Below are 14,785 nucleotides of genomic sequence, written 5' to 3' on the forward strand. Positions count from 1 at the left end.
GCAAAGAAAATAAATTGGTACAATAGAAAAAAGGGGGAATGCAGCAAATGAAAATCGCATTGATTGCTCATGATCGAAAAAAAGATGTAATGGTAAAATTAGTGACTGCCTATCGAGAAATTTTAGCGCAGCATGAACTTTTCGCAACAGGAACTACGGGGAAGAGGATCGAAGAAGCAACCCAGTTGCCTGTCCACCGCTACAAATCAGGGCCGCTGGGAGGAGATCAGCAAATTGGCGCCATGATTTCGCAAGATGACTTGGACATGGTGATCTTTTTGCGCGATCCTTTAGCCGCACAACCCCATGAACCAGATGTAACGGCATTGATTCGCTTGTCAGACGTGTACGAGATTCCTTTAGCTACCAATATGGGAACGGCAGAAATCTTGTTGCGGGGGTTAGCAGCTGGCTTTGCTGATTTTCGACAAGTGATCCACGAAACGGACAATCGTCCCTTGTCGTTATAAAGATAGTAGAAGAATTGAAGAAAAAGGACGTGCAGAATTGAAAGCAATCTTAAAGGATTTTTTGACCTATGCAAAAATGAATACTCGCTCAGATGCGACGAGTCAGACCATCCCAACGACACCGGGACAAGTTGAGTTGGATCTTTTATTGAAAGATCAGTTGATCGAGATGGGGGTAGCGGATGTTGCTTACTATGAAAAGAATAGTTTTGTGATCGGACGTCTACCTGGTAATCCTGAAAAAACGGCGATTGGCTTTATTGCCCATGTAGACACGGCAGATTTCGAAGCTGAAAATATTCAGCCGCAGATCCATGAAAATTACGATGGCAAGGATGTTTGTTTAAATAAAGAAAAAGCCATTTATATGACAACTGCTGAATTTCCTAATCTCAAAGACTATGTCGGCGAAACGCTGATCACAACGGATGGAACGACCCTGCTGGGTGCAGATGATAAAGCTGGTATCGCAGAGATCATTGACGCGCTGCGGATCTTACAAACGATGGATGCGCATAAACGTGGCGATGTCTGGGTCGCTTTTGGGCCTGACGAAGAGATCGGGACTGGCGCTGATCGCTTTGATGCGGCGGATTTTCCAGTGGCATTTGCTTACACGATGGACAGTGGTCGTGTGGGGCATATGGAATATGAAACCTTTAATGCTGCTCGTATTGATATAACGATTGATGGTACGAGTGTGCATCCTGGAACTGCTTACGGTCGTTTGGTCAACGCCTTGAAAATCGCGCATCAAATCGACGATGCCTTACCAGCAGAGGAAGTTCCTGAACGCACCCGCGGGTATGAAGGTTTTTACCTACTGCACAATTTGACGGGACATATTGGTCGAGCAGAAGTTTCTTATATCATTCGTGATCACGATCATATGCTTTTTGAACAGCGAAAAGCTAACATCGTGGGGATCATTGACGAATTGAACACAGCCTATGGGCAAGAACGCATCACCTATACGCTGTATGACCAATATTACAATATGGGGGATTTGATCAAGAAAGATCCCCGCAGTATCGAAGCTGCCCGAGCAGGGATGCAAGCGATTGGTGTGACACCGATCGAAGCGCCGTTTCGTGGCGGGACCGATGGCTCGAAAATCACCTATAAAGGCATTCCAACACCGAACTTATTTGTCGGCGGTGAAAACTTCCATGGCCAGTATGAATTTATTACCGTGGAAGCGATGGAAAAAGCCCGTGATTTGATCGTGGCGATCGTGGAACATGTCGGGAAAGAAGACACTACCGTTTCCTAGAGAACGCGGCAACACGCTAGACTAAAGCGAAAAAGTCTAGCGTGTTTTTTTGTTTTGCTGCAAGGAAGAACAGCAAGTGAAAGAACCTTTTTTTTCTGGACCAAAACCCTTATAATAGAAAAGAAGCTAAAAGAGAAGAGGAAAAATGTGTGCGGGTATTATTCATTGGAGATGTAGTTGGTTCATTAGGAAGAGAAACAATCACGGAGTACCTTCCCAAATTAAAGAAGGCGTATCGACCACAGGTGACGATCGCGAACGGCGAGAATGCGGCGGCGGGTCGTGGGATCACGGGTAAAATTTATAAGAAATTTTTGCAAGATGGTGTCGATGTCGTGACATTAGGCAATCATACATGGGACAACCGTGACATTTTTGAATTTATTGGCGATGCGAAGAAAATGATTCGTCCAGCCAATTTTCCAGAGGGAACACCGGGGGTCGGCATGGTGTTTGTGAAAGTCAACACCATTGAGTTGGCGGTGATCAACATGCAAGCTCGCTCGTTCATGGTAGACCTTGATGATCCGTTTCGCAAAATGGATGAATTGGTTGCGATTGCCCGCAAACGTACACCGTTTATCTTTGTGGATTTTCATGGGGAGACTACTAGCGAAAAACAAGCGATGGGCTGGTATTTGGATGGCCGAGTTTCGGCAGTCGTCGGCACGCATACCCACGTACAGACCAACGATGCGCGGATTTTGCCCCAAGGAACGGCTTATTTGTCAGATGTCGGCATGACTGGTCCTTATGATGGGATTTTGGGAATGAAACGCGAACCAGTCATTGAAAAATTTTTGACGGCGTTGCCGCAACGGTTTGAAGTGATTGAAAAAGGCCGCAGTATTTTGTCGGCTTGCTTGCTTGAGATTGATGAAGCCACTGGTAAAGCAAAATCGATCCGTCCGATCCAAATCAGTGAAGATCGCCCGTTTACAGAATAGGAGAAGCATGGAAGAGCAATTAACCAAAGAATCAAACGTTGCCCAAGAGTTGGCTGCTTTGCAAAAGCTTTTGTCTAATCATCCGATCGTTCAAGAATTTCAAGAAATTCAAGTACGAGCCTTGCAAAACCAAGGGCTACTGGAGTTGGAAGAAGCGCTGAAGCAAGCGCAAAAAGAAATCGTTCAATTTGAGCATTATGAGAAACCCGAAGCAAAAAAAGCTGCGGAGCAGCGTTATGCGTCATTGACAAACGAATACGAGCAGCACCCCTTAGTGGTTGCTTATCGCCAAGCGTTACTGCAAGCAGATGAATTGCTGCAATATGTCACGACGGAGATCCAAAAGAAAATGAATAAAGCCATCGAGGAGGATGAAACCAATGCCTCAAAAAACTAAAAATACCCCGATGATGGAACAGTATTTAAGCATCAAGGCTCAGTACCAAGATGCTTTTTTATTCTATCGTTTAGGGGATTTCTATGAATTATTTAATGAGGATGCTGTCAAGGCAGCACAAATTTTAGAACTGACGTTAACCAGCCGCAACAAAAATGCGGAGGAACCGATCCCTATGTGTGGGGTGCCTTACCACGCCGCCAGCAATTACATCGACACCTTGATCGAGCAAGGCTACAAAGTAGCGATTTGTGAGCAAGTGGAAGACCCAAAAACCACCAAAGGAATGGTCAAACGCGAAGTCGTTCAACTGATCACGCCGGGAACGGTGATGGACAGTAAAGGCCTATCCGCCAAAGAAAACAACTTTTTAACAGCTGTTTTGCAGCAAGGGGAGCGTTTTGGCTTTGCCTATGTCGATCTAAGTACCGGTGAATTAAAAGCAGCGCAATTGGAAGATGAAGAAGCCGTCGTCAATGAGGCCGCCGCTCTGCAAACGAAAGAAGTCGTTTTGTGCAGCGAGATTCCTGAATCATTGCAAACGATGCTGACCAATCGCTTGAATGTCGTGTTTTCTAAGCAAGAAACGTTGGAAGAAAATGCCGAATTTCAATTTTTAACGGAACCTCTCTCCCAAGGGTTAGAAAAAGTAGTCACAGGGAAATTGCTAAGTTATTTGGCGATTACCCAAAAACGCAGTTTAGCCCACATTCAGCAAGCCGTGGAATATCAGCCGGATCATGCCTTGAAAATGGATCATTATTCCAAATTCAACTTAGAATTGACGCAGTCGATTCGAACCGGAAAAAAACAAGGGACTCTTTTGTGGTTGCTGGACGAGACAAAGACCGCAATGGGGGGACGTTTGTTAAAGCAATGGTTGGATCGTCCCTTGATCCAGCCAAAGAAAATCACTGCCCGCCAAGAAATGGTCCAATCGTTACTGGACAGTTTCTTTGAGCGAGCAGATCTGCAAGAAGCGTTGACGAAAGTCTATGACATGGAACGCCTAGTCGGACGGGTCGCCTTCGGAAATGTCAATGGCCGCGATTTGCTGCAGTTGAAATCTTCTTTGGAGCAAGTGCCTTTGATCGCGCAATTGCTGCAGGGAATCAACCGTGGCGAGTGGAATGACTTGCTGCTGGAATTAACGCCCTTAGATGATTTGGTTGCACTGATCGAAGCGGCGATCGATGAAGATGCCCCGTTGCAGATCACAGAAGGCAACATCATCAAAGACGGGTTCCATCAACAATTAGATGAATACCGTACGGCGATGCGTAACGGCAAGCAATGGTTGGCGGAATTAGAAGCCAACGAACGTCAAGCGACGGGGGTCAAAAACCTGAAAGTTGGGTTCAACCGCGTCTTTGGCTATTACATTGAGATCACGAAAGCCAATCTAGTGAATTTAGATACCTCTCGCTACGAGCGCAAGCAAACCTTAGCCAATGCGGAACGCTTTATTTCACCCGAGTTGAAAAAACTGGAGACTTTGATTTTAGAAGCCGAAGAAAAATCGGTGGATTTGGAATATCGCCTCTTTCTTGATGTTCGTGAAGAAGTGAAAAAGAGTATCACACGTCTACAAAAGTTAGCCAAAGCTGTCAGTGCAGTCGATGTCTTACAAAGTTTCGCCACGGTTTCGGAACGCTACCAATACGTGCGGCCGACAGTAGCGAAAAAACGAGCAGTATCGATCATCGATGGCCGTCATCCTGTAGTGGAAAAAGTCCTTGGTCACCAAGAGTACATTCCAAATAGTATCGTGATGGATGAAGAAACAGAGATCCTGTTGATCACAGGCCCAAATATGTCTGGGAAAAGTACGTACATGCGGCAGTTTGCCTTGCTAGTCATTATGGCGCAGATCGGCTGTTTCGTACCCGCACAATCTGCAGAGATGCCGATTTTTGATCGGATCTTTACTCGCATCGGTGCCAGCGATGACCTGATCGCCGGTCAAAGCACGTTTATGGTGGAGATGATGGAAGCCAACCAAGCGCTGCGTCATGCAACGCCTAACAGCTTGATTTTGTTTGATGAGTTAGGGCGTGGGACTGCGACCTATGATGGGATGGCATTGGCACAAGCCATCATTGAATATATCCACAAAGAAGTTCATGCCAAAACACTTTTCTCCACCCATTATCATGAGCTGACGGTTTTAGATGAGGAATTGGCACACTTACGCAATGTCCATGTCGGTGCCGTTGAAAAAGAAGGCGAAGTTGTCTTTTTGCATAAGATGATGGAAGGACCCGCAGATAAAAGCTATGGGATCCATGTAGCCAAAATCGCTGGACTGCCAAGTGCACTCTTACAGCGCGCAGCGACGATCCTGAAAGCGCTGGAAGAACATGAACCGACGGTACAGCCAAAACCAGTCGTCGAAGAAAGTCAGCAGTTGTCGTTGTTTAGTGAAGTATCTACGGAAGAAATCGGCGTCATCGATCAATTGAAGAAATTGAATCTGTTGGAAATGACCCCGATGGATGCTCTGAATACATTGTACGAGCTGCAAAAACGAATTTAGAAAGAAGGTCAGCAGATGGGAAAGATCCAAGAGCTATCCGAACGTCTGGCGAACCAAATCGCGGCAGGAGAAGTTGTTGAGCGACCGGCTTCTGTCGTCAAAGAATTAGTTGAAAATGCCGTGGATGCCGGCAGTACCCAAATCGATATTTTTATTGAAGAAGCAGGCTTGCGTAAAATCCAAGTCATCGATAATGGCGAAGGAATTGCAGAAGAGGATGTCTTGACTGCCTTTAAACGCCACGCCACCAGTAAAATCCACAATCGAGATGACTTGTTTCGAATACGTACCCTCGGGTTTCGCGGGGAAGCTTTGCCTAGTATCGCTTCGGTTTCGATCCTCTCGATTGAAACGGCAGTCAAAGGTGCCCAACAAGGCTCCTTTGTGCGCTTAAAAGGCGGCGCTGTTGAAGAGCATCTGCCTGCCAACTTGCGACAAGGAACCAAGATCACTGTCGAAAACCTCTTTTACAATACACCGGCACGTTTGAAATATGTCAAGACGCTGCAAACGGAACTTGCGAACATCGGCGATATCGTCAATCGGATCGCCCTGAGCCATCCAGAAGTGGCTTTTCGCCTCGTTCATGAAGGCAATAAGATGCTGAGCACCACTGGAAGTGGGCAGTTAAAACAAACCATCGCCGGGATCTACGGAGTGGAAACGGCCAAAAAAATGATTGCAATCGATACTGAGGATCTCGACTTTAAAGTCACTGGCTTTGTGTCACTGCCAGAAGTTACCCGAGCCAGCCGCAACTATTTATCCACGATCATCAATGGTCGTTATATTCGCAACTTCGCTTTGAATAAAGCGATCGTTGCTGGTTACGGATCAAAATTGATGGTCGGTCGTTTTCCATTAGCTGTCCTTGAAATCAAAATGGACCCCTTATTAGTCGATGTCAACGTTCATCCGACTAAGCAAGAAGTTCGCTTGTCAAAAGAAGAAGAACTGACCAAGCTAATCAGTAAAGCCATCAATGAGGCGCTGCGGGAAATTAATTTGATTCCTAACGCGGCTGACAATCTGCGGTTTAAGAAAAAAGTTGCCGATCAGCCAAAAGCCCAGCAGCTTGGCTTGGAACTGGAGTCAGCAGGAAATTCGACTTCTGGTTTGTCTTATAATCGGGAAACCGGGAAATTTGAGGTTCAGGGCAGTACTTATCAACAGACTGTGGATAACTCTGTGGAAAAACCTGTGGAGGAAGGTGGAAAACTTCCAGAAATGCCACAGGAATCTAGCGAAAACCTGTTGGAAGAAACCGAGGAAACCTTTCGCAGTTTGGAAGAGACGCTGCCAAATAAGCCTGTCCGAAAACCATTTGTGGAAGACCAGACGGAAACAAAAGCGCCGCTGCCAGAAGCGCCAGCCTTTCTCTCGGAAGAGACGCCAGAGCTTACGGCGCAAGATCTGCAAAATCAAGCGACTCTGCACCCTGAAATGCATGGGGATGACCGCAACTACCTGAAAACGGTCGAACGGTTACTGGAAGAAGAACCAGCGAAGGAGCGTTTTCCCCAATTGGATTATTTTGGGCAGATGCATGGGACCTATTTGTTTGCCCAAAGTGAGGCGGGGCTATATATCGTCGACCAGCATGCGGCACAGGAACGAATCAAATATGAGTATTACCGCGAAAAAATCGGCGAAGTGACCAATGACCTGCAAGAATTGTTAGTGCCGATCGTTTTGGATTATCCCAACAGCGATGCGCTGCAATTGCAGGAACAAAGTGACAAGCTGGCAGAAGTCGGGATCCATCTGGAATCTTTTGGAAACAATAGTTTCATCGTCCGGGCGCACCCGACGTGGTACCCTAGCGGTGAAGAAGAAGCCATCATCCGCGAAATGATCGACATGTTACTGACCACAGGAAGTGTCAGTGTCAAAAAGTTTCGTGAAGCAACCGCGATCATGATGAGCTGCAAACGATCCATCAAAGCCAATCACTATTTGAATGAAGCGCAAGCCCGGATCTTGTTGCAAGATTTAGCGAAATGCGAGAATCCCTTCAACTGTCCCCATGGTCGCCCGGTGCTGATCCATTTCACCAACAGCGACATGGAGCGGATGTTCAAACGGATTCAAGATCCTCATCGAGCAAGGAGTGGCATGGAATGATTATTTTGGCTTCACAGTCGCCGCGGCGCAAAGAATTATTAGCAGAATTAGTCCCAGAATTTGCGGTCATACCAGCGGATATCGACGAGTCGGTCCGACCAAACGAAGCGGCGATCCCTTATGTCCAACGGATGGCAGCAGAAAAAGCGGCGGCTATTACGCAAGCATATCCTGAAGATCTGGTGATCGCGAGCGATACCACGGTCGTGGTGGATGAAGAAATCTTAGGAAAGCCAGCCGACCGTGAAGATGCTCGGTCGATGTTGCGAAAAATGAGCGGACGTGCCCATTGGGTGCATACCGCCGTCGTTTTGCAAAAAGGCGAACAGCTGCGCCAAGCAGTGGTTTCGGCGGAAGTTGTGTTTCGTTCCTTGACCGATCAAGAGATCGACAAGTATCTTGCCTTAGATGAGCACCAAGACAAAGCGGGCGCCTATGGGATCCAAGGGGCGGCCAAAGTATTTGTCTCATCGATAAACGGCGATTTTTATACAATTGTAGGGTTTCCTGTCACTACGGTCTATCAGTTGTTGCAAGAGTTTATGGAGGAGGAATAAGGATGGATGTTTCTGGTAGTTGTCTTTGCGGCAAAGTCACGATTGACTTGACTGGAGTTGCGAAAGTAATCACGGTTTGTCATTGTAGTCTCTGCCAGAAATTTCACGGCGGACCGATGTTTGCTCTTGCGCCATGTTCTGAGAACCAGATGGCTCTTCAAGGAGCGAAGTGGCTGCGACGTTATGATTCTTCTAAGTGGGCACAGCGAGGATTTTGCAGTCAATGCGGCTCGAGTCTGTTCTTTTACCTCAAAGAAGCACACACCTATTTTTTTGCGGCCGGGTTATTTGGCAACTTGCCAGAAGCTGTCTTAACCGAAGAAATCTATACAAAAGACCAACCGCAGTTTTACCATTTTGCGGAACCAACGACTCGTTGGGAAAAGCTGCAAAACCCTTAAATAATTTGAGCAAGTCATTTTACATTCGCTAAGAAAAAAGGCATGATAGAGCATACAGGATGAGTCTAGAGGAAAAGCAGGTGAAAAAATGACAGATAAAAAAGAATTAAAAGAAAAATTGTCACCGATCGAATATGCGGTGACCCAAGAAAATGCAACCGAACGCCCCTTTACTGGCGAGTATGATGATTTTTATGAAAAAGGGATCTATGTTGATATCGTCAACGGAGAACCATTGTTTGCTTCTACTGATAAATATGACGCCGGTTGTGGCTGGCCTTCCTTTTCGAAGCCGATCAGTCGCCAAGATATTCAAGAAAAAGCCGATTTTTCTCACGGTATGCATCGGGTAGAAGTCCGCAGCAAAGAAGCTGACTCTCATTTAGGACATGTTTTTTCAGACGGTCCTCAAGACAAAGGCGGTTTGCGCTATTGTATCAACTCGGCAGCATTGAAGTTCATCCCTTTAGCAGAAATGGATGAAAAAGGCTATGGCGAATTCAAATCACTCGTTGAGTAAGTATTAGGAACTGTGTGCGAAAAAAAGATTCAGCAGCATGTCTCGTTTGAAAAAATGCGACTGAAACAACGGTTTTTCCTCCGTTTGTTTCCTGCTAAACCTTTTCCTTCGTTCACAGTCCTTTTTTTGCCCTCTCGTCTGTGCTACAATAAAGGGAACATATGTACAGAAAGGAAAGCACATGTACGAATATATCATAGGGAAAGTAACGGATATCTTTCCGGCGTATATCGTCGTTGAGACCCATGGCATCGGCTATCAGATCGCTTTTGGCAATCCGTATTCATTTAGCGGCAAGTTAAACCAAGAAGTAAAAATCTATCTGCACCAAGTGATTCGTGAAGATGCTCATAGTCTCTACGGCTTTGCCACGATCGAAGGCAAGCAGTTGTTTTTAAAATTGATCAGTGTCTCAGGTATTGGACCAAAGAGTGCGTTAGCAATCATGGCCAATGAAGACCATACAGGGTTGATCACGGCAGTCGAAAATGGGGACGTCAACTATTTGACTAAGTTCCCAGGTGTCGGTAAAAAGACGGCGCAGCAAATGATCCTAGACTTGAAAGGCAAAGTGGCTGAACTGGTTGGAGAAGAAGCGATCGTTCCTCTAAGCGTGGCAACGACTGCTTTAGATGAAGCGATGGAAGCCTTGAAAGCATTGGGTTATAGCGAAAAAGAAGTCAAGAAAGCCGAAAAACAATTAGCGGCGAATACGACAAAATCGACGGATGAGTACTTGCGGGAAGCTCTCCGATTGATGATGAAAAAGTAAGGAGCAAGTAGACGATGGATGAACGAATTGTTTCGCCAGAAAGTACTGAACAAGAAGAGATCATCGAAAAATCCTTGCGTCCGCAAACCCTTGCCCAATATATCGGACAAGACAAAGTCAAGCAGGAGCTTTCGATTTATATCCAAGCGGCGAAAAATCGAGAAGAAGCGTTGGATCATGTCCTCTTATATGGTCCGCCAGGCTTAGGGAAAACGACGATGGCAATGGTGATCGCCAACGAGATGCAGGTGCAAATCAAGACGACCAGCGGTCCTGCGATCGAAAAACCAGGGGATTTGATTGCGATCTTGAATGAGCTGCAGCCGGGGGATGTTCTGTTTATCGATGAGATCCATCGCTTGCCTCGTGTCGCCGAAGAAATGCTTTATTCGGCAATGGAAGATTTTTATGTGGATATCATGGTGGGGCAAGGGACAACGGCTCACCCAGTTCATTTTCCGCTCCCGCCATTTACCTTAGTCGGCGCAACGACGCGGGCGGGGATGCTCTCGGCGCCACTACGGGATCGTTTCGGGATCATTTCTCATATGCAATATTATGAAGACCATGATTTAAAAGAGATCGTGCAGCGGACTGCGTCCATCTTTGAAACGGATATCGTGGAAGAAGGGGCGATCGAAATCGCCCGTCGGTCACGAGGCACCCCGCGGATCGCCAACCGTTTGCTTAAACGAGTTCGCGATTATGCGCAAGTGCAAGCAGATGGGTTGATCGATCGCACCGTTGCTGACCAGGCATTGGCACTTTTGGCAGTCGATCATGCTGGCTTGGATTATATCGATCAGAAATTGATCCGCACGATGATCGAATTGTACCAAGGCGGCCCGGTGGGATTAAGTACGATCGCTGTCAATATCGGGGAAGAAACTGAAACAGTGGAAGATATGTACGAACCGTTTTTGATCCAAAAAGGATTTTTGAAACGTACCTCGCGTGGGCGGATCGCAACACCGTTAGCCTATGACCATTTTGGCTATCCCCAAAGAAGTGATTAGAACGAAGCAGCAATCAACGATGATTGCTGCTTTTTTGTGCTTTTGGTGAAACGTTTCTTTTTATTTTTTAATAATTTCTGAGAATCAATAGATGTTGAAAAAATACATTATTTGTGAAATTTGATTAAACGGAAGTGTTTGGAAAAATGATTTCTTATGAAAATGTTGATATAATAGCTTTTGTGTTTGTGAGGAACTCAACGAAATTTGTGAAAAAAGAAAACCTGAAAAAAATAATTGGAAAGGCTTGCATTTTCGAATGGCAGCGGATATAATCTTTTGTAGAAACGTTTCACCAAAATGTGGAGATATACGTAGTGTTGTGAGGATAGAAAGAAGGAGATTTTGTGTATGAGTAAACTGCAAAAGTTTTATAGTCAACGGCAGCTTCACTGGATGGTTTTTCCCGGCGTGGCATTTATGATCGTATTTAATTATATTCCGATCTACGGAATTATAATCGCTTTCAAAAACTATACGGTGATTGACACGATTTCATCAGCACCATGGGTTGGGTTAGAGAATTTCCGTATCATTATGAATGACAGTTTTTTCTGGGAAGCAGTTAGAAATACGTTAGCCATCAGCTTATTGAAATTAGGATTAGGTTTTGCGATCCCGATTGTGTTAGCCATTATGATTTTTGAAATGCAAGATGGCCGCTTGAAGAAATTTATTCAAACGGTTTCATACATTCCCCATTTTTTCTCATGGATCGTGCTAGGTGGGATGATGATCTCTTGGCTGTCAACGAACGGCTTTATCAACCAAGTGTTGATGTCCGTAGGATTGATGGACAAAGGGGTCAATCATCTATTGGATCCAAGCAAATATTGGTGGATCGCGGTCCTTTCTGATCTATGGAAAGAAGTCGGCTGGGGAACGATTCTTTACTTGGCAGGTATGTCGCGGATCGATCCAACGTTTTATGAAGCCGCACGAATCGATGGTGCCAGCAAGCTAAGACAGATTCGTTCGATCACATTGCCATTACTGACACCGATCATCTCCTTAAACTTGATTCTGAATGTGAGCGGTATCTTAGGGTCAAACCTAGATCAAACATTAGTTTTGATGAATTCACAGAACCAAAACCGTTCAGAAGTTATCAACTCCTTTGTTTATAAAATGGGGTTGACGCAAGGTGATTTCTCTTATGCAACTGCTGTCGGCTTGGGGATCGCGGTCATTTCCGTCATCTTATTGGTGATCACGGATCGAGTGACCCGCAAGTTGAACAACGGCAATTCAGTTATCTTATAGGAGGAAAAAACATGATCAAAAGAAAAGCAAAAGAAAACACGTGGTTTTACTTCTTCAATACCGTGATCTTGATTTTATTCTCGTTAATGATCATTGTACCGATTTGGAATATCTTGGTTTCCTCCGTGTCTTCTAGTTCTGGATTAGCGGGCAACGGCCTCGTGTTATGGCCCAAAGGCTTTACCTGGGAAAACTATCGGAAAGTTTTTTCCGACGCAAGTATCCCCCGTGCCTTCTTGATCTCAGTGTTAAAAACGGTTCTTGGGGCTGCAACCCATACCTTGTTTTGTGCGATCGTGGCTTACGGATTGAGTAAATCACGCTTGGTTGGCCGCAACATTTATACAACGATGGGGGTCATCACCATGTACTTCAGTGGTGGGATGATTCCAACGTACTTGCTGATTCGCTCGCTAGGATTACTGGATTCTTTCTGGGTCTACATTATTCCAGCTTTGTTCAGCTATTATGATGTCGTGATTTTAATGAACTTTTTCCGTGAGATTCCGCCTTCACTCGAAGAATCGGCGAAGATCGACGGTGCAAGTGAATTCCAAATCTTTTATAAAATCTTCTTACCATTAACGAAACCGGCATTGGCAACCATCATCTTGTTCAACGGGGTTGGCCAATGGAACGATTTTATGACAACAAAACTGTATATCACAAAAGAGTATCTTTATCCGCTGCAAATGAAGATTTATGAAATCATCGTCCAATCCAACTTGAGTACGATGACTGAAAGCGGTAGTACCGACTTTATCGTCCAAGCAACGACCCGTGGGGTTCAGTTGGCTACGATCGTCATCACGACAGTGCCAATTTTAATTATATATCCATTGCTTCAAAAACACTTTATCGGCGGTATGATGGCCGGTGCAGTAAAAGAATAGAAAGAGGGATAGACATGAAAAAAGTAGTAGGCGGTTTATTGGCAGCATCAGCATTACTTAGCTTAGCAGCATGTGGCGGCAGCTCAGACAATGCCAGCAGTTCGGATTTTTCTATCAAAGATCGGTATGAGTTAGATGAAAAGACACCAGCATGGAAACTCGATACCAAAGAAGAACCAACCAAGATCACATGGTACATCAATTCAGACTGGACAGCTTTGCCATTTGGTGAAGATGTGACGACAGCCCAAATCAAAAAAGATTTGAACATTGATATTGAATTTATTTCAGGTGATGATTCGAAATTAAATGCTTTGATTTCAAGTGGTGATATGCCTGATATCGTGACGTTGATGGATAAAACCAGTCAAGCAGCCACAAAAGCTGATAGCTGGGCATACTCATTAAACGATTTAGCGGAACAATACGATCCGTATTTGATGAATGTCGTGACCGAAGATACCTTCAAATGGTTTGCTTTAGATGATGGCAAAACTTATGGCTATCCAAACTATTCCAACACAGCAGCGGACTACGAAAGCGGCAATATTCCCGTCAACGATAACTTTGTGATCCGTGAAGATGTCTATGAAGCATTGGGCAAACCAGATGTTTCGACTCCAGAAAACTATGTGAAAGTCATGAAAGAAATCAGCGAGAAATTCCCTGATTTGACACCAATGGGCTTCACAACGATCGGCGAAACAGCAGGACCATTCTTAGATAAATTGCAAGACTTCTTAGGTGTTCCGTTAGAAGATGAAGATGGTGCTTTCTACGATCGTAACTTAGATGAAGAATATATCTCATGGTTGAAAACCTTTAATCAAGTGTATCGTGACGGCAACATCAGTGATGACAGCTTTACCGATGACGGTCCAACCTATGATGAAAAAGTAAAACAAGGGGACTATGCAACGATCTTAGTCGCAGGAACGAGCGGACAAGGTGGGAACTTCACTGAATTCATGAAAAACTCTGACACGCGGTACATCGCAATCGACGGACCTGCCAGCACTTCTGGTCGTGAAGCAACCTTGAACCAAACAGGAATCTCTGGCTGGTTGATCAACTACATCACAAAAGATGCGGCGGATCCAGCAAAAGTAACCCAACTCTTCACGTACTTGATCGATGAACCAGGACAAATTTTGACAAAATTCGGTGTTGAAGGCGTGACGTATGAATACAACGATGAAGGCAAAATCGATTACTTGCCAGAAATCAAAGAAATGGAACAAACCGACAACGAAGGCTACAACAAAAAATATGGTATCAGCCGTTTCAACTACTTTAACAACGACCGTGTCAATGCACTGAAAGTCAAAACCGAAAATGCGTTGACCCAAATGCAAGAATGGGGCGAAGGCAAATTGTATCCACACTTTGTGATCGAAAATACGGATCCAGATGCCGGAACTGCTGAAGCGCGTTCAAACACAGCAATCAAAACCAAAATCAACAGTACGATCATCTCATTGATTCGTTCAAAAGATGAAGGAACATTTGACAGCACACTAACCGACTTTGAAGGCTTCTTAGATTCAAACAACTGGGATGCAATCAAAGACATTAAAACTGAAAAAATGGCCGAAAACCGCGAACGACTAAAATAA

14 protein-coding genes are annotated in these 14,785 nt (G+C 45.0%); all 14 read left to right on the plus strand.

Annotation, left to right across the window (positions count from 1 at the left end):
* The first annotated feature begins 47 nt into the window (after positions 1–47).
* The gene (locus IGI92_RS01655; RefSeq protein WP_008376307.1) at positions 48–470 is read left to right on the plus strand and encodes a methylglyoxal synthase; all 423 of its coding nucleotides are present in this window, start codon (positions 48–50) and stop codon (positions 468–470) included.
* A 37-nt stretch (positions 471–507) separates the two neighbouring features.
* Complete coding sequence (gene pepT / locus IGI92_RS01660) at positions 508–1,743, plus strand: peptidase T (RefSeq protein WP_086332919.1); 1,236 nt, start codon at positions 508–510, stop codon at positions 1,741–1,743.
* Between the two features lie 149 nt (positions 1,744–1,892).
* Positions 1,893–2,690, plus strand: a complete 798-nt coding sequence (locus IGI92_RS01665; protein WP_010748642.1) for a TIGR00282 family metallophosphoesterase — start codon at positions 1,893–1,895, stop codon at positions 2,688–2,690.
* A gap of 7 nt (positions 2,691–2,697) precedes the next feature.
* A complete protein-coding gene (locus IGI92_RS01670; protein ID WP_008376299.1) occupies positions 2,698–3,087 on the plus strand; it encodes a YlbF family regulator in 390 nt (129 codons plus the stop codon).
* Positions 3,071–5,623, plus strand: coding sequence for a DNA mismatch repair protein MutS (mutS, locus tag IGI92_RS01675; RefSeq protein WP_008376296.1), 2,553 nt, complete (start codon positions 3,071–3,073; stop codon positions 5,621–5,623). Before IGI92_RS01670 ends, mutS begins: the two co-directional genes overlap by 17 nt.
* Before the next feature lie 15 nt (positions 5,624–5,638).
* Positions 5,639–7,747: a DNA mismatch repair endonuclease MutL gene (gene mutL, locus IGI92_RS01680; RefSeq protein ID WP_430607750.1), complete on the plus strand. Its 2,109-nt coding sequence runs from the start codon at positions 5,639–5,641 to the stop codon at positions 7,745–7,747.
* Positions 7,744–8,304 (plus strand): Maf family protein, encoded by a 561-nt coding sequence (locus IGI92_RS01685; RefSeq protein WP_430607751.1) that lies wholly within the window; start codon positions 7,744–7,746, stop codon positions 8,302–8,304. Before mutL ends, IGI92_RS01685 begins: the two co-directional genes overlap by 4 nt.
* A 2-nt stretch (positions 8,305–8,306) precedes the next feature.
* Positions 8,307–8,705, plus strand: a complete 399-nt coding sequence (locus tag IGI92_RS01690; protein ID WP_430607753.1) for a GFA family protein — start codon at positions 8,307–8,309, stop codon at positions 8,703–8,705.
* An 88-nt stretch (positions 8,706–8,793) separates the two neighbouring features.
* The gene (gene msrB, locus IGI92_RS01695; protein WP_008376288.1) at positions 8,794–9,225 is read left to right on the plus strand and encodes a peptide-methionine (R)-S-oxide reductase MsrB; all 432 of its coding nucleotides are present in this window, start codon (positions 8,794–8,796) and stop codon (positions 9,223–9,225) included.
* Positions 9,226–9,406: 181 nt separating this feature from the next.
* Complete coding sequence (gene ruvA / locus IGI92_RS01700; protein ID WP_005232405.1) at positions 9,407–9,997, plus strand: Holliday junction branch migration protein RuvA; 591 nt, start codon at positions 9,407–9,409, stop codon at positions 9,995–9,997.
* 14 nt (positions 9,998–10,011) lie between these two features.
* Positions 10,012–11,013, plus strand: a complete 1,002-nt coding sequence (gene ruvB / locus IGI92_RS01705) for a Holliday junction branch migration DNA helicase RuvB (RefSeq protein WP_301389418.1) — start codon at positions 10,012–10,014, stop codon at positions 11,011–11,013.
* Positions 11,014–11,364: 351 nt separating this feature from the next.
* A complete protein-coding gene (locus tag IGI92_RS01710) occupies positions 11,365–12,276 on the plus strand; it encodes an ABC transporter permease (RefSeq protein ID WP_005232388.1) in 912 nt (303 codons plus the stop codon).
* A gap of 11 nt (positions 12,277–12,287) precedes the next feature.
* A complete protein-coding gene (locus IGI92_RS01715) occupies positions 12,288–13,169 on the plus strand; it encodes a carbohydrate ABC transporter permease (RefSeq protein ID WP_005227173.1) in 882 nt (293 codons plus the stop codon).
* A 14-nt stretch (positions 13,170–13,183) separates the two neighbouring features.
* Positions 13,184–14,785: a hypothetical protein gene (locus IGI92_RS01720; RefSeq protein ID WP_061053659.1), complete on the plus strand. Its 1,602-nt coding sequence runs from the start codon at positions 13,184–13,186 to the stop codon at positions 14,783–14,785.

The sequence above is a fragment of the Enterococcus sp. DIV2379 genome (genome assembly GCF_050542965.1).
GTDB lineage: Bacteria > Bacillota > Bacilli > Lactobacillales > Enterococcaceae > Enterococcus_D > Enterococcus_D entomosocium.